Annotated in this window: 23 protein-coding genes; 6 read left to right on the top strand and 17 right to left on the bottom strand. The window is 66.3% G+C overall.

Annotated elements, in window-relative coordinates:
- The first annotated feature begins 61 nt into the window (after positions 1-61).
- Complete coding sequence (locus tag FDT80_RS07365) at positions 62-730, top strand: SOS response-associated peptidase (protein ID WP_138661530.1); 669 nt, start codon at positions 62-64, stop codon at positions 728-730.
- Positions 731-837: 107 nt separating this feature from the next.
- Here the strand turns inward: FDT80_RS07365 and FDT80_RS07360 are convergent, their stop codons facing one another.
- Together FDT80_RS07360 and FDT80_RS07355 are read right to left on the bottom strand one after the other, a co-directional pair.
- Complete coding sequence (locus tag FDT80_RS07360; RefSeq protein WP_138661529.1) at positions 838-1,179, bottom strand: cupredoxin domain-containing protein; 342 nt, start codon at positions 1,177-1,179, stop codon at positions 838-840.
- A 164-nt stretch (positions 1,180-1,343) separates the two neighbouring features.
- Entirely contained in the window at positions 1,344-2,246 is a 903-nt protein-coding gene (locus tag FDT80_RS07355) for a LysR substrate-binding domain-containing protein (protein ID WP_138661528.1), read from the bottom strand.
- 112 nt (positions 2,247-2,358) lie between these two features.
- Here FDT80_RS07355 and FDT80_RS07350 point away from each other — a divergent pair, with 112 nt between their 5' ends.
- Both FDT80_RS07350 and FDT80_RS07345 read left to right on the top strand, forming a co-directional pair.
- The gene (locus tag FDT80_RS07350; protein WP_138661527.1) at positions 2,359-3,582 is read left to right on the top strand and encodes an acyl-CoA dehydrogenase; all 1,224 of its coding nucleotides are present in this window, start codon (positions 2,359-2,361) and stop codon (positions 3,580-3,582) included.
- A gap of 308 nt (positions 3,583-3,890) precedes the next feature.
- Positions 3,891-4,736, top strand: coding sequence for a fumarylacetoacetate hydrolase family protein (locus FDT80_RS07345; RefSeq protein WP_138661526.1), 846 nt, complete (start codon positions 3,891-3,893; stop codon positions 4,734-4,736).
- A gap of 19 nt (positions 4,737-4,755) precedes the next feature.
- Here the strand turns inward: FDT80_RS07345 and FDT80_RS07340 are convergent, their stop codons facing one another.
- The 9 genes from FDT80_RS07340 to FDT80_RS07300 form a co-directional block, all read right to left on the bottom strand.
- On the bottom strand, positions 4,756-5,988 hold the full coding sequence (locus tag FDT80_RS07340; protein WP_138661525.1) for a mandelate racemase/muconate lactonizing enzyme family protein: 1,233 nt from the start codon (positions 5,986-5,988) through the stop codon (positions 4,756-4,758).
- Between the two features lie 66 nt (positions 5,989-6,054).
- Positions 6,055-7,146, bottom strand: coding sequence for a Zn-dependent alcohol dehydrogenase (locus tag FDT80_RS07335; RefSeq protein ID WP_138661524.1), 1,092 nt, complete (start codon positions 7,144-7,146; stop codon positions 6,055-6,057).
- Between the two features lie 112 nt (positions 7,147-7,258).
- Complete coding sequence (locus FDT80_RS07330; protein WP_138661826.1) at positions 7,259-8,476, bottom strand: TCR/Tet family MFS transporter; 1,218 nt, start codon at positions 8,474-8,476, stop codon at positions 7,259-7,261.
- Between the two features lie 6 nt (positions 8,477-8,482).
- Entirely contained in the window at positions 8,483-9,808 is a 1,326-nt protein-coding gene (locus FDT80_RS07325) for a lyase family protein (RefSeq protein WP_138661523.1), read from the bottom strand.
- Positions 9,809-9,820: 12 nt separating this feature from the next.
- A complete protein-coding gene (locus FDT80_RS07320) occupies positions 9,821-10,531 on the bottom strand; it encodes an alpha/beta fold hydrolase (RefSeq protein ID WP_138661522.1) in 711 nt (236 codons plus the stop codon).
- Positions 10,524-11,312, bottom strand: a complete 789-nt coding sequence (gene pcaD, locus FDT80_RS07315) for a 3-oxoadipate enol-lactonase (protein WP_138661521.1) — start codon at positions 11,310-11,312, stop codon at positions 10,524-10,526. The genes FDT80_RS07320 and pcaD overlap by 8 nt, the downstream gene beginning before the upstream one ends.
- A gap of 33 nt (positions 11,313-11,345) precedes the next feature.
- On the bottom strand, positions 11,346-12,344 hold the full coding sequence (locus tag FDT80_RS07310; RefSeq protein ID WP_138661520.1) for a threonine ammonia-lyase: 999 nt from the start codon (positions 12,342-12,344) through the stop codon (positions 11,346-11,348).
- On the bottom strand, positions 12,341-13,159 hold the full coding sequence (locus FDT80_RS07305; RefSeq protein ID WP_138661519.1) for an alpha/beta fold hydrolase: 819 nt from the start codon (positions 13,157-13,159) through the stop codon (positions 12,341-12,343). Before FDT80_RS07305 ends, FDT80_RS07310 begins: the two co-directional genes overlap by 4 nt.
- The gene (locus tag FDT80_RS07300) at positions 13,159-13,845 is read right to left on the bottom strand and encodes a haloacid dehalogenase type II (RefSeq protein WP_138661518.1); all 687 of its coding nucleotides are present in this window, start codon (positions 13,843-13,845) and stop codon (positions 13,159-13,161) included. The genes FDT80_RS07305 and FDT80_RS07300 overlap by 1 nt, the downstream gene beginning before the upstream one ends.
- 197 nt (positions 13,846-14,042) lie before the next feature.
- On the opposite strand from FDT80_RS07300, the gene FDT80_RS07295 reads away from it, so the two are divergent.
- Positions 14,043-14,471 carry an FKBP-type peptidyl-prolyl cis-trans isomerase gene (locus tag FDT80_RS07295; protein ID WP_138661517.1) on the top strand — a complete coding sequence of 143 codons (429 nt, stop codon included), beginning with the start codon at positions 14,043-14,045 and terminating at the stop codon, positions 14,469-14,471.
- Between the two features lie 93 nt (positions 14,472-14,564).
- On the opposite strand, the gene FDT80_RS07290 is transcribed toward FDT80_RS07295, so the two are convergent.
- The 5 genes from FDT80_RS07290 to fabA form a co-directional block, all read right to left on the bottom strand.
- The gene (locus tag FDT80_RS07290) at positions 14,565-14,888 is read right to left on the bottom strand and encodes a hypothetical protein (RefSeq protein WP_138661516.1); all 324 of its coding nucleotides are present in this window, start codon (positions 14,886-14,888) and stop codon (positions 14,565-14,567) included.
- Positions 14,889-15,032: 144 nt separating this feature from the next.
- On the bottom strand, positions 15,033-15,644 hold the full coding sequence (locus tag FDT80_RS07285; RefSeq protein WP_138661515.1) for a hypothetical protein: 612 nt from the start codon (positions 15,642-15,644) through the stop codon (positions 15,033-15,035).
- Positions 15,645-15,791: 147 nt separating this feature from the next.
- Entirely contained in the window at positions 15,792-16,583 is a 792-nt protein-coding gene (locus tag FDT80_RS07280) for an enoyl-ACP reductase FabI (RefSeq protein WP_138661514.1), read from the bottom strand.
- Positions 16,584-16,592: 9 nt separating this feature from the next.
- A complete protein-coding gene (gene fabB, locus FDT80_RS07275) occupies positions 16,593-17,822 on the bottom strand; it encodes a beta-ketoacyl-ACP synthase I (protein ID WP_138661513.1) in 1,230 nt (409 codons plus the stop codon).
- A gap of 37 nt (positions 17,823-17,859) precedes the next feature.
- Positions 17,860-18,369, bottom strand: a complete 510-nt coding sequence (fabA, locus tag FDT80_RS07270) for a bifunctional 3-hydroxydecanoyl-ACP dehydratase/trans-2-decenoyl-ACP isomerase (protein WP_138661512.1) — start codon at positions 18,367-18,369, stop codon at positions 17,860-17,862.
- Positions 18,370-18,610: 241 nt separating this feature from the next.
- Between fabA and irrA the strand changes: the two genes are divergently transcribed.
- Together irrA and FDT80_RS07260 are read left to right on the top strand one after the other, a co-directional pair.
- Positions 18,611-19,030 (top strand): iron response transcriptional regulator IrrA, encoded by a 420-nt coding sequence (gene irrA / locus FDT80_RS07265; RefSeq protein ID WP_138661511.1) that lies wholly within the window; start codon positions 18,611-18,613, stop codon positions 19,028-19,030.
- A 49-nt stretch (positions 19,031-19,079) separates the two neighbouring features.
- Entirely contained in the window at positions 19,080-19,898 is an 819-nt protein-coding gene (locus FDT80_RS07260) for a phytanoyl-CoA dioxygenase family protein (protein ID WP_138661510.1), read from the top strand.
- A gap of 71 nt (positions 19,899-19,969) precedes the next feature.
- Here the strand turns inward: FDT80_RS07260 and FDT80_RS07255 are convergent, their stop codons facing one another.
- Positions 19,970-20,839, bottom strand: a complete 870-nt coding sequence (locus FDT80_RS07255) for a hypothetical protein (RefSeq protein ID WP_138661509.1) — start codon at positions 20,837-20,839, stop codon at positions 19,970-19,972.
- Positions 20,840-20,936: the final 97 nt, after the last annotated feature.

Below are 20,936 nucleotides of genomic sequence, written 5' to 3'. Positions count from 1 at the left end.
GGGGCGGGATGCTGTGACCGCGCAGGCCCCGCAAGGACGGGGCGGACCGAAGGATCAGGATATGTGCGGACGGTTTGCCATCACACTGCCAAGCGATGCGATGGCGCAGCTTTTCGCGGCGCGGCCGGCCAACGATCTGCCCCACGTGCCGAATTACAACGTCTGCCCGACGAATGACATTCACGTGGTCACGGCGGGCGCGGGCGATGAGCCGCGCCTGCTGGGCGCGATGCGCTGGGGGTTCGTGCCAAGCTGGTACAAGACGCCGACCGACGGGCCGCTGCTGATCAACGCGCGCGGCGAATCCATTGCCGAAAAGCCCGCTTTTCGAAAAGCGGCGCGCGACCGGCGGGGGTTGGTGGTGGCCAGCGGGTTCTACGAATGGACGAAAACGCCCGAGGGTGAACGCCTGCCGTGGTATATCACGCGGCGGGATGGCGATCCCGTGGTGATGGCCGCAATCTGGCAGGACTGGACGGGCCCTGAGGACACGCGCCTGCGCACCTGTGCCATCGTCACCACCACCGCCAGCCAGGCCATGTCGGCCCTCCACACAAGGATGCCGGTTGTCGTGGCGCAGCCCGACTGGCCGCTGTGGCTGGGCGAGGCGGGGCATGGAGCCGCCCCGCTGATGCGGCCCGCGCCCGAAGACGCACTGACCTGGCATCGGGTCGGCACGCAGGTCAATTCAAACCGCGCATCGGGGTCGCACTTGATAGAGCCCCTTTGAGCATCGTCAAAAGCGCCGCCAGACACGGCAAGACCCCCGCAGAACCGCGGAGGCGCCATGACTGTCGAAGAGGGGCGCGGGAGCGGACGGGGCCGCCGACGCAAAGGTCAGTTGATCGGCGCGTTGCCGAAATCCAGCTTGCCTTCGATCGTCTTTGCCTCGTCGCCGAAGTAGGTCAGGGTCATATCGGCCACGACCGGGATGACGACTTCTTCGTAGGACTGCATGATCCCGGTGGTCCAGTCACCATCGGACCCCGACACGATATGCAGCGTTTCGCTGGCATTGACAAAGCGCACGGTATCGCCGGGATCGACATAGGCGATCGCCGGGAAGTACGAGGAGCCAAGAACCATCACGATATGTTCTTCGGCGTGGGCGACTGATCCGGCAAGAGTTGCTACGCCCAGAACCGTCGCAATCGCGCCTGTTTTGAAGTTGAGCAGCATTTTAACGTTCCTTAGATTCGGCCCCACCCGGAAATCACAAATCATTAACTACAATGCGATTGCGGCGGAATTGCGGCGACAGATGGGCGCGGTTCGGGCAGGGCGCGCTTCGCGGGCGGTCGTCGGGGCGGGATGCGCCCGCTTGCGCCGCAGGCGAATTGCGCTCAGTCGCTGCCATCCTGCCGGGCGGCCTGATCCGCCACCCAACCGCGAAACGACTGTAGCGGCGCGGTGTCGGGGCGATCCTCGGGCCAGACCAGGTAATAGCTGCCGATGCTTTCGCTGGCCCGTTCCGAGGCCAGCACCAATTGCCCGTCTGACAGGTAGGGGTCGGCAAAGAAGGTTGGCAGCAAGGCCACGCCCAGCCCGTGGATCGCCGCCTGCGCCATTGTCGAAAACTGGTCGAACATCATGCCCGGCGGCAGATCGTCGGTCACGCCGAGTGCCGACAGCCACCGCGCCCACCCGCGCGGTCGTGTCTCGAGGTGCAGAAGGTCAAAGCCGAGCATGTCGCTGGGATCGGTGAGCGGGCTGGCGATCAAGCCCGGCGCGCAGACCGGCACCACGATTTCCGGCATCAACGGCAGGTAGCGCACGCCGGTCCAGTCCTCGCGGCCAAAGTGGATTGCGGCGTCAAAGGCCGAAGCGCGGAAATCGAAGGGCCGCAACCGGGTCGAGAGGTTCACCGTCACCTCCGGATGCAGCCGCGCGAAATCGCGCAGCCGCGGGGCCAGCCAATGCATCCCGAACGCGGGCAGGATCGCGAGGTTCAGCGTGCCGCCTGCCGGATTCGCGCGCGCCGCGATCGAGGCCTGCGCCAATCGTTGCAGCACCTCGCGCACGGGGGTCACGTAATTCTGGCCCGCAGGCGTCAGAAACAGCCGCCGCCCCTGCCGCGTCAGCAAATCGACGCCAAGCTGCTCTTCCAGCGTCTTGAGCTGGCGGCTGATCGCGCTTTGGGTCAGCGACAGCTCGCCGGCCGCCTGCGTGGCGCTGCCAAGCCGTGCCACGGCCTCGAAGGCCAAAAGCGCATTGATGGAGGGCAGATATCGGCGTGGCGCGATCATTATGACTTTTTCTCATGGATTACAGGATAAAGCATTCATAGAAATCCGCGGCGATCTTTGCAATACTGTCGGCAACTGGCGGATCTGCCCGCCGATTTCGAAAGGATATGTCATGAATGCCGAAGCGCCGATTCTCAAAGCCAAAGACGCCCCCGACCTGGGGCAGTTCGAATGGTCCGATCCCTTCCGTCTTGCCGAGCAGTTGACCGAAGAGGAGCGGATGATTCAGGACAGCGCCCGCGCCTATGCGCAGGAAAAGCTGCAGCCGCGCGTCATCAAGGCCTATGAGAACGAAGAAACCGATGCCGGCATCTTCAAGGAGATGGGCGACATGGGGCTGTTGGGCGTCACGCTGCCCGAGGAATACGGCGGCTTGGGCGGCAACTATGTCTCCTACGGTCTGGTCGCGCGCGAAGTCGAGCGGGTGGATTCGGGTTACCGGTCGATGATGTCGGTCCAGTCGAGCCTGGTGATGTACCCGATCTATGCCTATGGGTCCGAAGCGCAGCGCAAGAAATACCTTCCCAAGCTTGCCAGCGGCGAATGGATCGGATGTTTCGGCCTGACCGAACCCGATGCGGGCTCCGACCCGGCGGGGATGAAGACCCGGGCGGTCAAGACGGCGAACGGCTACAAGATCACCGGCTCCAAGATGTGGATTTCAAACGCGCCGATCGCGGATGTCTTCGTGGTCTGGGCCAAGTCCGAGGAACACGGCGGAAAAATCCGCGGCTTCGTTCTGGAGAAGGGCATGAAGGGCCTGAGCGCGCCGAAGGTCGGTAACAAGCTGAGCCTGCGTGCGTCGATCACCGGCGAAATCGTGATGGACAACGTCGAGGTGGGCGAGGACGCGCTGCTGCCCCACGTCCAGGGCCTCAAGGGGCCGTTCGGATGTCTGAACCGCGCACGTTACGGCATCAGCTGGGGTGCTCTGGGCGCCGCCGAATTCTGCTGGCATGCCGCGCGTCAATACGGTCTGGACCGTCACCAGTTCGGCAAGCCGCTGGCGGGCACGCAACTCTTCCAGAAAAAGCTGGCCGACATGATGACCGAAATCTCGCTGGGCCTGCAAGGCAGCCTGCAGGTCGGCCGTCTGATGGACGAGGCCAAGGCGGCCCCTGAAATGGTCAGCATCGTCAAGCGCAACAATTGCGGCAAGGCGCTGGATGTGGCGCGGATGGCGCGCGACATGCACGGCGGTAACGGTATCTCCGGCGAATTCCAGGTGATCCGTCACATGATGAACCTCGAGACGGTGAACACCTACGAGGGAACCCATGACGTGCACGCCCTGATCCTGGGGCGGGCGATCACCGGCATTCAGGCGTTCTACTGATCCCTGGCGGGGCTGGGGGCTGTCTGCCCTCCGGCCTTCCCCGAAGGTGTTTCGCGCCAAATGAAACGATCGGGCGATCTGGCTTTCTTCTGGCTGAAAACAGCCCCGCCCGAGGCATGACGACTTTTGAGCCGGCGGCCGTCTGGATGACGGTGCGCCGGCTTTTTGCGTCAAAGTCGGTCCGGAGGTTTTGGGACGGGCAGGTGGGTCGCGCCGCCGCGATCAAGGCGTTGCGGTAGGGACCAAGCTCTGCCAGACATGCCGGGGCAAGCTACGGCGCTGACCGCTCACACGAAAGGATCCCCACGATGAAACTGCTCCGCTATGGCCCTCCGGGGCAAGAACGCCCCGGCCTGCTGGACGCCGATGGCGGTCTGCGTGATCTTTCGGGGCATCTGGGCGATCTGTCGGGCGCCGCGTTGCTGCCGCAGGCAATGGCGCGCATCGCCGCGTTGGACCCCGCCAGCCTGCCGCTGATCGAGGGCGATCCACGGATCGGCCCCTGCGTGGGCGGGGTCGGCAAGTACATGTGCATCGGCCTCAACTACCGCGACCACGCCGAAGAGGCGGGCATGGCGATCCCCGAGCATCCGATCCTGTTCATGAAGGCGAGCTCGGCCATCTGCGGCCCGAATGACGATGTGCTGATACCGCGCGGCGCCGACAAGGTCGACTGGGAGGTCGAGCTGGGCGTCGTGATCGGCAAGCCCGCGAAATATGTGACCGAAGCCGAGGCGATGGGCCATGTGGCGGGGTATTGCGTCTGCAATGACGTGTCCGAACGCGACCGGCAGCTGAAGCTTTCCGGCCAGTGGACCAAGGGCAAATCCTGCGACAGTTTCGGGCCGCTCGGCCCCTGGCTGGTCAGCGCGGATGCGGTCCCTGACCCGCAGGCGCTGCGTTTGACGGCGGATGTGAACGGCGAGCGGCTGCAGGACGGGACAACGGCGACGATGATCTTTACGGTGGCGCAGATCATCGCGCATCTCAGCACGCTGTTCACCCTGCACCCCGGCGACGTCATCGCGACCGGCACCCCGCCGGGCGTCGGCATGGGAATGACCCCACAGCGGTTTCTCAAGCCCGGCGACGTGATGGAAGTCGGTATCGAGGGGCTGGGCCGCCAGCGGCAGGTCGCACGCGCCGACGACTGACAGAGCCCCCCGCAGGACGTCAGTCGCGCGGGGCCGGCGCGCCCCCTTCGAAGGCATTGCCATGGGTGTAGTCGCAGGGCGCATCCTGCATCTGCAGATGCAAACCGTCGCCCGTATAGGGGTTGGCGCGCGCCAATTCCTCGTCGACCTCGATGCCAAGGCCGGGCGTCTGCGGCGGCGTGACATAGCCTTCCTCGACCCGGATCGTTCCCTTGATCAACGCGTCATGGAACGGCGTTTCGATCGTCTCGGCCATCAGCAGGTTGGGGATAGAGGCGGCGAACTGGATATTCGCGGCCCATTCGATCGGACCGGCATAAAGATGCGGCGCCATCTGCGCGTTGTAGACTTCGGCCATGGCCGCGATTTTCTTGGTCTCCCATATGCCCCCGGACCGCCCCAGCGCCGGCTGCAGGATCGTCGCCGCCCCGCTGCGCAGCACGGGGGCGAATTCGGCCTTGGTGGTCAGCCGTTCGCCGGTGGCGATCGGGATCCGGACCGCACGCGCCACCTTGGCCATCTCCTCGACGGCATCGGGCGGAATGGGCTCCTCGAACCACAGCGGCGCATAAGGCTCCAACGCCTGGCCAAGCCGGATCGCGCCCGCGCTCGAAAACTGGCCATGCGTGCCAAACAACAGGTCCGCCCGGTCGCCGACCGCCGCGCGGATCGCCTTGCAAAAGGCAACGGATTGCGAAATGTCGCGCATCCCCGGCATATGCCCCCCGCGCATCGTGTAGGGGCCCGCCGGATCGAACTTCACCGCCGTATACCCCCGCGCGACGCAGTCCGCCGCCGCCTGCGCCGCCATCTCGGGTGAGGTCCAGAACTGCGCCGGATCATGCGCCGGCAGCGGATAAAGATACGTATAGGCCCGCACGCGGTCGTTCATCCGCCCCCCCAAAAGGGCATGCACAGGGCGCTCGCGCGCCTTGCCGAGGATATCCCAACAGGCGATCTCCAACCCCGAAAACGCGCCGATCACCGTCAGATCGGGGCGTTGGGTGAAACCGCTCGAATAGGCGCGGCGAAACATCAATTCGATATTCTCGGGGTTTTCGCCCTGCATGTGCCGCGCGAACACGTCCTCGATCACCGCCGTCATCGCCCGCGGTCCGACGGATGCGGCATAACATTCGCCCCAACCGACGATCCCGGTATCGGTCGTGACCTTGACCAGCATCCAGTATCTGCCGCCCCATCCCGGTGCCGGGGGCGCCGTGACGATCACATCGAGGTCCATCAGCTTCATGGCGCTGCTCCTGTCTTCTTTGGGTCAGAAATACTCCGGGGGTGCGGGGGCTGGCCCCCGCGGTGCTCACCGGTCGAACACGATCACGTTGCGCCGCGCGGCACCGCCCTTGGTGTCGGCGATCGCCTCGTTGATCTGCCCAAGGCTCCACCGCCCCGAAATCAGCTCATCGAGCTTCAGCCGCCCCTGGCTATAGAGATCCACCATCCACGGGATATCGCGCTGAATGACCACGTCGCCCATCTTCGATCCGACCATGCCCTGGCCCACTGCGGCCAGAACCACGGGCTCGTAGCTTGCCATCGCACCGGAATGCGGCATGCCGACCATGATCACCTTGCCGCCCCTGCCAAGATATCGGGGCGCCTGCTCATAGGCCGCAATCGCGCCCACGGTGACGATCACCGCATCCGCTCCGCGCCCGCCCAGGGCCTTCATCGCCGCGCGCCAGGGCTTCTGGTGCGTGGCCAGAACGCCGTGGGTCGCGCCGAACTCGCGGGCGACCTCCAGCTTGTCCTCGCTCATGTCCACGGCCACGATGCGGCGCGCGCCGGCGATCCGCGCGCCCTGGATCGCGTTCAGTCCGACACCGCCTGCGCCGATCACGACCACGTCCTGCCCCGCCCTGAGCTTGGCCGCGTTGACCACCGCCCCCACTCCGGTGATCACGCCGCAGGCGATCAGGCTGGCGGATGCCTTGGGAATGTCGGCGCTGATCCTGACCACCTGGCTTTGGTCCACCACGACCTTTTCTGCAAAGGCACCCGACGCCATCGCCTGATGCAGCTTGCCGCCATCGGCCGTCTTGATCGGTCCGGCGTCGCCATCATAGGGCGTTTCGCACTGCGTCGGCTGGCCGCCCGCGCAGGAGGGGCAACTGCCGCAGGTGCGGATCAGGGTGACGACGACGCTGTCGCCCTGCGCCAGTCCGCGCACACCTGCGCCCACGGCGGTCACGATGCCCGCCGCCTCGTGGCCATAGACCGCCGGCAGCGACCCGCCCCAGGCGCCCTCGGCATACGAGATGTCCGAATGACAGATCGCCACGGCGTCCAGCGTCACTTCGACCTCGCCCATTTCCGGCGCGCGGATCCGGATCTCCTCGATCACCAGCGGATCGCCGAAGGCATGGCATACGGCGGCTTTGATTGTCTGCATCGGGGTGTCTTTCGGTGGCCGCGCGGGGGCGGATCAGGCATTGCGTTTCCGCCGCAGCGTGGCCCGAAAGCGGGCCGCGTTGCAAGGGCCAAGGCGACGCGAACGCGCCCGGCTACGACAGGTCGGGCGCGGTGGCCAGGCGCGGCCCGCGCGCGATGAAAACGCCCAGCCCAAGGGCGATCAGCACCGCGGACAGCAAGAACGGCATTCCGGGCAGATACAGCGGCGCACCGGGCGCCGTGAACGCGGCGAAGACCCCCGTCATGACAAGCGGCGACACGATCATGGCCAGCGCCGCGACCGACGTCAGCGCGCCCTGCAGTTCGCCCTGCTGATCGGCGGCGACGCTGCGCGACATGATGCCCTGCAACGCCGGGGTGATCACCGCGGCAAAGGCGGCCAGCGGGGTCAGGATCAACGCCAGCGTTCCGCTGGTCACGAAGCCCAGCGCCAGAAACGCCGCGATGTCAAAGAGATGCCCGTAGATCACCGTGCCCCGTTCGCCCAACAGGCGCAGCACCTGCCGGATCAGCCCGCCCTGCACGACCGCCATCATGATCCCGAACAGCGCAAGGCTCAGCCCGATGGTCGACGGGCCCCAGCCGAACCGCGCCTGCCCGAAGAAGGACCACACCGCCGGATAGACCATGAACGCCACCTGGTAGAGGAAATAGACCGCCAGCAACGCGCCGATCCCCGGCAATCGGTTCAACTGCCGGACCACGCCCAGCGGGTTCGCGCGCCTCAGCGAAAACGGGCGGCGGACCGCCTGACCGAGCGTTTCGCTGAGGACGAAATAGCCGAAGATCACGTTCAGCGCGGCCAGCGCGGCGGCGGCGTAAAAGGGGGCGCGGGTGCCGTATTCGGCCAGCAGACCGCCAACCAGCGGACCCAGCACGAAGCCGATGCCGAAGGCCGCGCCGATCAGGCCGAAATTCGCGGCGCGGTCCTTTTGCTGCGAAATATCCGCCATGTAGGCATTGGCGGTCGATCCGGTGGCCGCCGTGATGCCGCCCACCACGCGCCCCGCCAGCAGCAGCCAGATGCTGCCCGCCACGGCCATGACGAGGTAATCCGCCGCCATCACCAAAAGCGAGATCAGCAGCACGGGCCGCCGTCCGAAGCGGTCGGACAGCCCGCCGATCACGGGGCCGAACAGGAATTGCATCACCGCGAAGGTGGTGGACAGCACACCCCCCCACAGCGCCGCGGTGGACAGATCGCCGCCCTGCACCTCGCGGATGAGGTCGGGCATGACAGGGATGATCAGGCCGATGCCCATGCTGTCGATCATCACCGTCAGCAGGATGAAGACGACCGCCGGGCGCAGCGTCATTCAGATCGCCTTGATGCGCGCCACGAAGGCGCGGGCATCGGCGGGCGCCGTTCCCAGTTGATGGCGCGCATCGAACAGCGTCGCGGGCAGATCGGCATAGGCGGCATGCGCCAGCGCGGGCAGGGGTGTTTGCGTCGCCACCGCCTTTTGGCACAGGGCCTTGGCCGCGGCCTGCGCCTGCGGGCGAGGCATCATCTCGGCGAGCGCAAAGCTCAGCGCCTCGGCGTGGATCAGGCCAAGACCGCTGTCGAGGTTGGCCGCCATCCGGTGCGTGTCGGGCGACAGGCCTGCCGCCGCCGCGCGGGCCTGTTGCAGGCCGGTCGCGGTGGCAAGGCAGATCTGCGGCAGAAGCGCCCATTCGGTGAACCACGCGGCTGCATCGCGCTGGTGTTGATGCGTGGCCGCGGTTTGCAGGCCCGCGCGCAGGGCTGCCGTCTGATTGGCCAGCGACACCAGAACCGACGGGCCCACAGGGTTCTGTTTCTGCGGCATGGTCGAGGACGCGCCCGCCGCCCCGAGACCGACTTCGCCGCAGTCGCTGGAACTGAGCGAAATGAGGGTGCTGCCCATCGCACCCAGCGTCGCGGTGATCCGGGCCATCCAATCGGCGATCCGCAGCACCGGCCCGCGGTCGGTGTGCCAGCCGCGTCCCGGATCGCCAAGCCCCAGGGCCTCGGCCAGGCCCTTGCGGGTCGCCGCGGCCTGCGGCCCCAGCGCCGACGCCGTGCCCGCCGCCCCCGACAGCGACACCCAGAGCGCGCCGTGCCGCAGGGCGTCGAGCGCGTCCACTGCATCCGCAAGCGGCATCCCCCACGTGGCGATCACCGCGCCCCAGCTTGTCGGCGTGGCATGCTGGCCATAGGTGCGCGCGGGCATCGGCGTTTCGGCATGGGCGTCGGCCTGATCGGCAAGGGTGCCCAGCAGGGCGCGCAGGTCCGCCTCGGCCAGCGCCAGGCACTGGCGCAGGCGCAGCATCAGGGCCGTATCCATCACGTCCTGGCTGGTGGCGCCCCAATGCACGAACTGCGCATGCTCGGGCGCCTGCATCTCATGCCGGAAGGCCGCGACGATGCCCGGCACGGGCACCCCGTTTTCACCCGCGGCCCGCGCCACGGCACCCGGATCGATCTGGATTTCGAGGCTGGCGCGGTGGATCGCGGCGGCGCTGAGATCGGGGATCACGCCAAGGCTGCCCTGCACCTTTGCCAGCGCCCCTTCGACCAGCAGCATGGCGCGCAACGCCGCGCTGTCGGAAAACAGGCGCCCGGCCTCTCCGGTCGGGAAAAGCTGCGCGTAAAGCGGACTGTCGAACGGGCTGGCGGCCATCTGTGTCCTCGCTCAGGTCTGTAGGATCTGGTCGATCCGCGCGGCAAGCCCCACGGGATCGGCGAAAAAGGGAGAATGCCCCGTCGCCATCTCGGTCACGGTGCCGTCGGGCCAGTCCTCGGTCATCGTCACCTGAAATTCCGGCGGAATCGTCTGATCGTGGAGACAGCGGATATAATCGCGCCGCAGGCTGCGCGACCGGTCCGTCACGTCAAGGGGGGTGTTGTTGGGCGCCACCGCCTGCGCGCAAAGATGCGCATTGGCATAGTCCACCGTGCCCGGCGGACAATCCTGGTAGAACACCTCGCCGGTCATGGCCGGATCGATGGTAAAGCTGCGCCGGTCCGGGGCCATCCGCAGAGCGGGCAGCAGCGGTTGGCGCGGGGCCATCATGCGCATGTCCGACAGGGTCTTGCCCGACATCGGGACATAGGCGCACAGGTAGATCAGCCGCGACATTTGCTCGGGCGCGCGTTCGGCGGCGGCGGTGATGACGTAGCCGCCCATCGAGTGCCCCAGCACGACCGTCCGGGGGGTGGAGGCCGCGACCACGGCATCGGCATAGGCGTCGAGCGTGACCTCGTTGACCGGCGTCGGGTCGTCGCCGTGGCCGGGCAGGTCAATGGCGCGCGCGCTGTGGCCAAGGGCCTGCAGGGCCGGGATCGTATCGCGCCAGCACCATGCGCCATGCGCCGATCCGTGGATCAGAAGGATGTCAGCCATGTCCGACCTCGCGAAGGAATTTCGTCAGCACCTCGGCATAGTCTTCGGGCTGTTCGACACAGGGCAGGTGGCCCGCCTTTCGAATGAGGTGAAACTGGCTGCCGGGAATGAGGTCCACGGTTTCGCGCACCAGATCGGGCGGCGTCGACCCGTCCTGCGCCCCTGCGATGCCCAGCGTGGGCAGGCGCAGGCCGCTCGTGGGCGTATAGAAATCGGTGCCCGAGATTGCGGCGGAGCAGCCCATGTACCCCTGGTCCTCCTGCCGCACCAGCATGTTGCGCCACAGTTCAAGCTCGGGCGTGGCGCGGAATTCGCTGGAAAACCATCGCTCCATCACCGCGTCTGCCAGTGCCTCTATCCCGCCCTTGGCCACATCGGCGATCCGGTCATCCCACATGGCGGGCGTGCCGATCTTTGCGCCGGTGTTCGACAGAACCATGGCACGCACCAGGTCCAGCCGCTTGACCGCGAGGCCCTGTGCGATCATGCCGCCGATCGACAGGCCGACGAACACGCAATCCCTGACGCCAAGGTGATCGAGCAGGCGCTCGGTGTCGGTGATCAGCGCGCCCATCGTGTAGGGGCTGGGTGGGCAGGTGGACAACCCGTGCCCGCGCTTGTCAAAGCGGATATATTTGTAGCCCGGCGGCAGCAGCGGCAGGATCGGATCCCACAGCCGCATATCGGTGCCCAGCGAATTGGCAAAGACCACGGGCGCGCCATCGTCCGGCCCGTCGATCCGGTAGTGAAGGCGCACGTCGCCCACGTCGGCCAGTTTCATATGTTTTCTCCCTTGGTGCATCCCGCGCGCGGGTCAGGCGCCGAAGCGGCGCAGCGCATCGATAAAGACATCGGCATCGACGTTGCCGCCTGAAATGGTCACGATCACATCGGTTCCTTCGATCTGGTCGGCACGATAGAGGGCGGCGGCCAGCGCCACGGCGCCGCCCGGTTCGGCCACGACCTTGAGCCGCGTAAAGGCCTGCGCCATCGCCTCAAGCGCCTCGTCGTCGCTGACCGCGAGGCCGGGACCCGCCAGCCGCTTGAGAATGGGAAAGGTGATGTCGCCCGGTTGCGGCGTGATGATCGCATCGCAGATGGAGCCGGTCAGCGCCGCGTTCCGCTCGATCCGGCCACTGCGCAGCGACCGCGCCACATCGTCGAAGCCCTGCGGTTCCGCCGTGCGCAGGCGCAGGCCCGGCGCCTCGGCCTCGAGCGCAAGGCCGATGCCGCCGGACAGCCCCCCGCCGCCACAGCAGACGATCACATCGGCCTGCGTCACGCCGGCCGATGCCGCCTGCGCCGCGATTTCCAGCCCGGTGGTGCCTTGCCCGGCGATCACCCGCGGGTCGTCGTAGGGCTTGATCAGGGTCAGGCCCCGCTCTGCCGCCATGGCGGCGCCGATGGCGTCGCGGTCCTCGGTCGCGCGATCGTACAGCACGACCTCAGCACCCAGCGCGCGGGTGTTTTCGATCTTCAGGCGGGGCGCGTCGCGCGGCATGATGATGACGGCAGGCACCTGGTGCTGGCGGGCGGCCATCGCCACGCCCTGCGCGTGATTGCCGCTGGAGAAGGCAATCACGCCTTTGGCGCGCGTGGCGGGATCCAGCCCGGACACCACCGCCCACGCGCCGCGAAACTTGAAACTGCCCGTATGTTGCAGGCATTCGGCCTTGACCCAGACCCGGCGGCCCGCGATCTCGTCCAGAAAGGGCGAGGACAGCAGCGGCGTGCGACGGGCATGCCGGTCAAGCCGTTTGGCGGCGGCGCGGATCATGTCGATGGTGACGGGTGTCTGGGCGGCGGTGTTCATGTCATGGCCTCGATCCATTTGTGCAGGGCGGCGATGGCCTCCGGTTCATCCAGAAACGGCACATGGCCGCGGCCCGGCACCTCGGCCACGATCATGTCGGGGCGGCGGCGGCGCATTTCGGCCAGGGTCTTGGGTGACAGAAGGTTGGAATTGGCGCCGCGGATGCAGGCCAGCGGCAGCCCCTGCAAGGCGTCGAAAAACGGCCAGAGGTCAGGCGCGGTGTCGCCCGCCGCGACCGCATCGCGCAGTTTGGGGTCATAGGTGATCTGCAATCCGCCGTCGGTCTGCGTGTAATGGGTTCGGGCCTCTTCCAGCCAGCGGCTTGCGGGCACGTTCTCGAACCCGATCATGACATGCGCAAGCGCCTTCGCAAGTTCGGCATGGGTCCTGGCCGCGGGGTTGCGCCCCAGGTAGGTCATGATGACGGCGATGCCCGCGGGGTCGATCACGGGCCCCACGTCATTGAGCGCCACGCCAAGCAACCTGTCCCGCGCCGCCATCGCCAGCCCCATCGCGTTGAGCCCGCCGCGCGAGGTGCCGAGGACCGCGACCTTCTCAAGCTCCAGATGCGCCAGCAGTTCCAGCACATCGCGAATTTCGACCGGCAGGGTGTAATTGCGCCACTCGGGATCGCGGTCGGACTGGCCGCGGCCGCGGTAATCCATGCGGATCAGCCGGTGATCCGCCAGATGCGGCGCGACGTAGTCGAAATCGCGGGCGGTGCGCGTCAGACCCGCCAGGCACAGGATGGGCAGGCCGGTGCCGTCGTCCTCGTAATGCAGCGAGAGCCCGTCAGAGGTGGTGAACCGCGCCATCAGATCCCCGCCAGCGCGGGGATGCCACCCAGATCCGCCAGCGTATGCGCCGGTGTCCAGGGCAGGCGGTCCACCGGGTCGCCCGCCCGGTTGACCCAGGCGGTTTGAAACCCGTACCCGGTGGCGCATCCCGCATCCCAGCCGTTGGAGGACACGAACAGCACCTCGTCCGTGGCGCAGCCAAAGCGCTGGCCCACAAGGTCGTACACCCGTGCATCGGGTTTGAACACGCCGACACTCTCTACCGACAGGCTGTCGTCGAGCACGTCGCCGATGCCCGCGGAATCGACGGCACCCGCCAGCATTTCCGGCGATCCGTTGGACAGGATCGCGGTGTTCAACCCCGCCTCTTTCAGCGCGGCGAGCATCATCGGCACCTCCGGATAGGCCTCGAGCTCCCAATAGAGCGCGAGCAGGCGTTCGCGCAGCGCGTCGTCGCCCGCCAGGTCCGTCTTTTCCAGCGCCCAGTCGAGCCCTTCCTGCGTGACGGTCCAGAAATCGGTGTGCGCCTGCGCCACGGCCCGCAGCCAGGTGTATTGCAACTGCTTGAGACGCCAGTGATCGGCCAGTGCGGGCCACCGCTCGGCCAGCTTTTCGAACCCCGGCTCCGCCGCGGCCTGCCGCGCGGCGGCGGCGACATCGAACAGGGTGCCGTAGGCGTCGAAGATGCAGGTTGTGATGGGCATGGGAAATGGTCCTTGGCGCTGAATTTTCGTCGATCCGGGTCAGAGTGTCACGGGTCCGCGCCGTGGAAAAGGGCGAAAACCCGCCGCTGCGGGGTTTACTCTGCGCCCAAGGATGCCCACATAGGGCGTATCTCAGGAGCACCCGCGCAGATACGCGGCCTCCCGCACCCTTTTCCCTTACATGATTGGAGATTCAGATGACCCAGGTCAAATCGGGCGACACCGTACAAATTCACTATACCGGCACATTGCTGGACGGCACCACCTTCGACAGTTCCCAGGGCCGCGACCCGCTTGAGTTCACCGTGGGTTCGGGCCAGATCATTCCCGGTCTGGATACGGCGCTGCCCGGCATGGAAGTCGGCGACAAGAAAACGGTTCAGGTTCCCTCGGACGAGGCCTATGGCCCGCTGAACCCCGAGATGCGCCAGGCGGTTCCGCGCGAAGGCATCCCCGCCGAGATCCCGCTGGACATCGGCACGCAGTTGCAGATGCAGACCCCCGATGGCCAGGCGATGCCGGTGACGGTGGTCGAGGTGGACGAGGCGACCGTGACGCTGGACGCCAATCACCCGCTGGCGGGCAAGGACCTGAAGTTCGACATCGAACTGGTCAAGGTCGCCTGAACGGGGCCAGACACGCGGCACCGCGTTCGGCGGTCATGCGGATGGAGCAAGACAGAAGGCGGTCCCTCGGGGGGCCGCCTTTTTCATGTCGGATCAATCGATGGCGATGGCGCCCGCGCGGCGCACCTGAACCGCGGAGGGCGGCAGGCCATTTCCCAGTGATGCGGTCTGGTCGGCCGCGGCCATGACCGCATCGCCCGCAGGCTCGCGTTCAGCCGCCGCGGTCCGGCCCTCGAGCAGAGGCTGCAATGTCTCAAGCCCGCGTTTCAACTCGACCGCGATCTGCGGTTCGGTCCAGAGGGCGGCAGAGACCGTCAGGGCGCAGACCGGCACCATCAGGCGCGCGGCCCATCTGGCACGGCGCGCGCGGGCGCGGTAACGGAGTTGGCGGCGGGCGGGGGCGTCTGTGAAATCCATGATCCGATGGAGCCATGGAAATATGGCACCCTTAGGACCGTCGGCGATTTTAATAATTCGATTTCCAGTCAATTCCCATTGGGTTCCGGCGCGCGGCGGGCGGGCATTGTGACGGGAACTTGGCGATCGCGCCGTGCGCGGCGGTCAGCTCCACAGGAAAAGATCGGCCGCCAGTTCCAGGCAGTCCCCGCAGATCCCGTGGCTCAGCACCACATCGGCGCTGCCGCCTGCGGCCTCGAAGGCGTCCGCCTCTACCCACTTTCCGCCGGTCGCGTCGCCGCGCACGCGCTGGCACCAGCTGCACATGGTCATCGGCGGCAGCAGTGCGCCGCTTTCGCGTGTCAGCTTGCGCAGCCGCTTGAACTGGAACATGCCCACCGGGCGACGTTTGAGTTCGTAGATCTCGACGGTGTGAAAGATGAACCCCGAGCAGGCCGCGCCGCAGAACATCGGCCGCAGGAACTGGCGCATGGTGCGCCTGACATCCGGTGCATCGCAGCGAAACGGCAACACCCACGACAGGCTCGGGTCAGTGGACAGGCGCTCCAGCGTGTCGTGCAGATGGTCCTGGACCTGCGCGCCCGCGACAAAGTCGAAAAGGCTTTGGCCCAGCACCGCGTCGGATGTGAGTTCGGGCGCGTCGTTGCGCGCGGCAAAGCGMTTCCAGTTCGCGGCGCCGATATCCACGATGATGCCGTCACGGTCGGTGGTGAACGCCAATCCGGGCAGGGACGCCAGGTTTGGCTTGTCACGCATGACCGCCGCCGTTGAATTTTGTCAGAAATCGCATGAGTATCACTCCCGCTTGCGCGCAGTCTGGCTGCATTCGCCGGCGGGGTGTTGATCTTGATCAAGTTTTGGGTGGGGTCGTGCCCGCCCGATCAGCGGCCCCGCCTTGCGATGCTACAGGTTTTCGGCCTGCGGCATTCCAAGGATGTGGAACCCGCCATCGACGCGGATGATCTCGCCCGTGGTGCAGGCGCCGGCGTCGGATGCCAGATAGACCGCCGTGCCGCCGACTGCCTCAAGCGTGGCGTTGGCGCGCAGGGGTGCGTTCATGTCGGTGTGCTTGTAGGTGCGGCGCGCACCGCCGATGGCCGCCCCCGCCAGTGTCTTCATCGGACCCGGAGAGATGGCGTTGACGCGGATGCCCTCGGGGCCCAGATCGTTGGCCAGATAGCGCGTGGCGCTTTCCAGGGCCGCTTTGGCCACGCCCATGACGTTGTAGTTGGGCACGACGCGGTTGCTGCCCTGGTAGGTGAGCGTGAGCAGGGTGCCGCCGTTCTCGACCATCAGGGGATGCGCGCGGCGCGCCACCTCGATGAAGGAATAGGCGCTGATATCCATCGAATTCTTGAAATTGGCGCGGCTGGTGTTGAGAAACCGCCCCGTCAGTTCGGATTTGTCGGAAAAGGCGATGGCATGCACCACGAAATCGATCGTGGGCCAGCGCGCGCCCAACTGCCCGAAGGCGGCATCGAGCGAGGCATCGTCGGTCACATCGACGTCCACCATGAAATCCGACCCGATCGAGGCCGCCAGCGGCTCGAGGCGTTTGCCGAAGGCTTCGCCCTGGTAGGTAAAGGCCAGTTCGGCGCCCGCCCCGGCCATCGCCCTGGCAATGCCCCATGCGATGGAGCGGTCGTTCGCGACCCCCATGATCAGGCCGCGTTTTCCCTTGAGCAGATCAGACATAATGATTTCTTATCCCAGAAATTTCGAAAGGATCATCGACCCGTTGGTGCCGCCGAAGCCGAAGCTGTTGGTCATCACGCTGTCAAGACCGGCATTGTCCACCCGCTCAAGCGCGATTTCGGAGGGATCGAGCCTGGGGTCCAGGTTTTGCACGTTGATCGACCGGGCGATGAAATCATGCTCGAGCATCAAGAGGCTGAAGATCGCCTCGAGCGCGCCGGCGGCGCCCTGGGCGTGGCCGGTCATCGACTTGGTCGAACTGACGGGCGGCGTGTTGCCTTGCCCGAAGACGCGGCGCACGGCTTCGATCTCGCCCACGTCGCCGACGGGGGTGGAGGTGCCATGCGCGTTGATGTACCCGACCTTGCGCCCCTCGGGCAGGGTGCCCAGTGCCAGACGCATCGCGCGCTCGCCGCCTTCGCCCGACGGGGCCACCATGTCGTGGCCGTCGCTGGTCGCGGCATAGCCGGTGACTTCGGCATAGATCTTTGCGCCGCGCGCTTTCGCGTGCTCCAGCTCCTCGAGCACCAACATGCCGCCGCCGCCCGAGATCACGAACCCGTCGCGGTCCGCGTCAAAGGCGCGGCTCGCGGTTTCGGGGGCGTCGTTGTACTTGCTGCTCATCGCGCCCATGGCGTCGAACAGGCACGACAGGGTCCAGTCCAGTTCTTCGCCGCCACCGGCGAACATCACGTCCTGCTTGCCCATCATGATCTGTTCGGCCGCGTTGCCGATGCAATGCAGCGACGTGGAGCAGGCCGAGGTGATGGAATAGTTGATGCCCTTGATCTTGTAGGCCGTCGACAGGTTCGCGCTGACCGTGGAGGACATGCATTTCGGCACCGAAAACGGCCCGATCCGCTTGGTCGCGCCGGTGTCCTTTACCACGTTGTGCGCGGTGAACATCGCGCTGGTCGATGGCCCGCCGGAGCCGGCCACGAGCCCGGTGCGCGGGTTGGAGATGACATCTTCGTCAAGGCCCGCGTCGGCGATCGCCTGACCCATCGCGATATGCGCATAGGCCGCACCAGGGCCCATGAAGCGCAGCGTGCGCTTGTCCACATGCTCGGCCACGTCGATCTTGAGGGTGCCGGCGATCCGGCTGCGAAAGCCGTGCTCGGCCATCTCGGGGCTGGCCACGATCCCGCAGGTGCCCGCCTTGAGCGAGGCCAGAACCTCCTCGACGTTGTTTCCGATGGATGAGACGATGCCCATCCCTGTCACGACCACACGGCGCATGGCGCACTCCTTTGTTCCGGCAAATTGGCGCGCCGGCTTAGTTTTCCGACAGCGCGACTTTCATGTCGGTGACCTGATAGATGGTTTCGCCATCCGCTTCCACCCGTCCGTTGGCGACACCCATCGTCAGGCGGCGGGTCTGGATCGCCTTGGTGAAATCGACATGATAGGTCAGCATCTTGCGGTCGGGGCGCACCATGCCGGTCAGCTTGACCTCGCCCACGCCCAGTGCGTAGCCACGCCCCTGCCATCCGCGCCAGCCAAGATTGAAACCGGTCAGTTGCCACAGCCCGTCGAGGCCCAGGCAGCCGGGCATGATCGGATTGCCGGGAAAGTGGCATTCAAAGAACCACAGGTCGGGGGTGATATCGAATTCCGCGACCACGTGGCCCTTGCCGTGCGGGCCGCCGTCGCCGGAGATGTCGGTGATCCGGTCCATCATCAGCATCGGCGGTTCGGGCAGTTGCGCGTTGCCGGGGCCAAACAACTCCCCACGGGCGCATTTCAATAGGTCGTCCTTGTCAAAGCTCGTGGGGTAATCGGCCATCGGTGCGCACGTCTCCTGCTCGGTGTCGCTTGAATATTTCACCCGGTCTAGCACCGCCTTGGACGATCCTGCAAGAGTGCCGCGTCGTGCGCCACGACCCGGCGCACGCGGGCAGGCCCCGCCGGGGATCGGGCGCGGGGGATGCGTCGGCGCCGGACGGTCCTGCGGCCGTCACCGGATTTTCATTTGAAAACTCCCGCCAAGACGCCTTATATAGTGCGCAAGGTTCAAAGGGGCTGCTATCGTGCGCACGCAACATGACATCGGGACAGACTGGCTCGCGCAGGCGGGGCTGCGGCCCACGCGGCAACGGGTGACGCTTGCCACCTTGCTGGTGGGCGACGGCCAGAACCGCCATGTCACCGCCGAAAGCCTTTTCGACGCGGCCAAGGCGCAGGGCGAGGCGGTGTCGCTGGCCACGGTCTACAACACGCTGCGCGCGTTCTGCGAGGCGGGCCTGATGCAGGAAGTCACGGTGGACGGCTCCAAGAGCTATTTCGACACCAATACGCACGACCACCCGCATTTCTTCTGGGAAGACGACGGTCGCCTGACCGATGCGCCTTCGGACCAGCTTGTGATTTCGCAACTGCCCGATGCCCCGGACGGCGCGCAGATCGCGTCGGTCGATGTGGTGATCCGCCTGCGCCGCCGCTCCTGATCCCTGTCCGACGCCCTGACGGCGGCGGCCCGAACCGGACATTGCGCCCATGCCGCACCCCCTGATCACCCAACGCCATATCGATGACTTCGCCCGTGACGGTGCAGTCCTGGTCAAGGGGCTGTTCGCCGATCACGTCGACAGCCTGCGCGACGGGGTGGCGCAGAACATGGCGTCGCCCGGCCCCTATGCGGCCGAAAACCTCGAGCCGGGCGCGGCGGGGCGGTTTTTTGACGATTACTGCAACTGGCAGCGCATCCCCGCGTTCGAACAGGCGATCCGCACCAGCCCGGCGGCCGAGGTGGCCGCCGATCTCATGCAAAGCGAGACGACGCAGCTGTTCCACGATCACGTATTGGTCAAGGAACCGGGCACCGCCAAGCCGACGCCCTGGCATCAGGACGGCCCCTATTATTTCGTCGAGGGGCGACAGACCGTCAGCTTCTGGTCGCCGCTCGACCCGGTGACGGACGCATCGCTGCGCTGCGTGGCGGGTTCTCACCTCTGGCCGCGCCCCGTGCTGCCGACCCGCTGGCTGTCGCAGACCAGCTTCTATCCCGAGACGGACGCCTATATTCCCGTGCCGGACCCCGACGCGGAAGGCCTGCGCGTGCTGGAATGGGCGATGCAGCCGGGCGATGCGGTGGCCTTTCACTTTGCGGTGCTGCATGGCGCGCGGGGCAATGCCACCGCGGCGCGGCGGCGCGCGTTTTCGGTCCGCATGGTGGGGGATGATGCGCGGTATACCCGGCGGCCCGGCCCCACATCGCCGCCCTTTCCGGGGCATGACATGGTGCAGGGCCAGCGGCTGCGCGATGACTGGTTTCCGACCATCTATCGCCGCGATACCGCTGATCCGGTGCGGTAGCCGCGGGTTTCTTATGGCTCAAACCATCTGAAGCCGACCGCCGCCGCGGCTGCCGGTCGCCGCTCAGCCGGTCAGAACCACTGGCCCGGCTCCATCAGGCCCAGATCCAGCAACTGCCGCGAATGCCATTCGAACGGCGCGGAATTGTGCCATTTGAACGTCTCGATGTCGTAGGTGCTGCCGGGATTGCGCTTGAGCGCCTTGGCAGTGCGGAACGAACAGACCGCCGCGGTGATGTTGTGGTGCCAGGGGCAGGCGTAGGTGTTGTATTCCTCGTCGTTGAACGTGTGGTCGGCACGCAGCCTCAGCCCCGGTTTGGCCCGGAACAGCGCGATGCGGTCGATCTTGCGCCGGGCGCTTGGCACGTGTTCCTCGAACCGCCAGCGCAGCCCGCCGAAAAAGTCGAGCTGCCGTTCCTTGGGGTGGTTGTGGTTGGCCGGATCGCTGCGCGCCAGCGCGTAATACCCCGATCGGTCCAGATGCGCATGATCGAGCGAAACCGCGTCGGGAAATCGCCCGAGATCCTCGGCATACAGATCGACCACATAGGTCAGCACCGCATCGCGCCGCTCTTCGGTCTGAAAGGCCAGCATTTCGCCCACCGACCGGGTCTCGCAAAACGGGTAGAACAGGTATTCGGCGTTGAAGCCGTAATACATCCAGACCGGTGGGGCGACCGCAATGATCCGGTTGAGCGCGTCTTCGACAGCGCCCTCGGTGCTGATGTCATGGTCGATGCGCGACACGGTTTCCGTCAGATCGCGCGGCAGGTCGAACATGGGCGGCATCAGGGCGATCACGCTGGCAAAGCCCGCCTGCTGGTGGTGGCGCAGGGTGGTGTCGATCTCCACGTCATCCTCGACCATCACGATGGCGACCGGCCCCTTGGCAAGTGCCGCTTTGCCGTCTTTCAGGAATTGGCTTAAGCTGGAATAGCGCATGGAACCTCGACTGCGGGACTGTGTGGCAGAATCGGTTAAATCACTGTGCATTGCAAGCCTGCGCTGCGACTGCTAGTGACCCGGCCATTCGCACATT

Origin of the sequence: Sulfitobacter sabulilitoris, from assembly GCF_005887615.1 — a bacterium.
Taxonomy (GTDB): domain Bacteria; phylum Pseudomonadota; class Alphaproteobacteria; order Rhodobacterales; family Rhodobacteraceae; genus Sulfitobacter_E; species Sulfitobacter_E sabulilitoris.
This window is presented reverse-complemented; position numbering and strand designations above follow the sequence as displayed.